Here is a 255-nt window from a genome sequence, read left to right as displayed (position 1 = left end):
GCGCGCCGGTGATCCGCATGATCACCGCCTTGCTCACTCAGGCCGCGCGGGACGAGGCCAGTGATATTCACATCGAGCCGAATGAAACCCATTCGGTGGTGCGCTACCGCGTCGACGGCACCCTGCGTGATGTGGTGTCGCCGCGCAAGGCGTTGCATGGCGCGTTGGTGTCGCGGATCAAGATCATGGCCCAGCTCGACATCGCCGAAAAACGCCTGCCCCAGGACGGGCGTATCGCCCTGCGCGTGGCCGGGC

1 protein-coding gene is annotated in these 255 nt (G+C 66.3%); it reads left to right on the top strand.

The window, feature by feature from the left end; translation table 11 throughout:
• Nucleotides 1-255 (top strand): ATPase, T2SS/T4P/T4SS family (locus AB1462_RS32570; protein WP_367249254.1); only part of this gene is annotated, 255 nt, incomplete at both ends.

Source organism: Pseudomonas sp. SB113 (assembly GCF_040754745.1).
Taxonomy (GTDB): domain Bacteria; phylum Pseudomonadota; class Gammaproteobacteria; order Pseudomonadales; family Pseudomonadaceae; genus Aquipseudomonas; species Aquipseudomonas grimontii.
The sequence above is the reverse complement of the archived record's forward strand: the minus strand, read 5'-3'. Positions and strand labels throughout refer to the sequence as shown.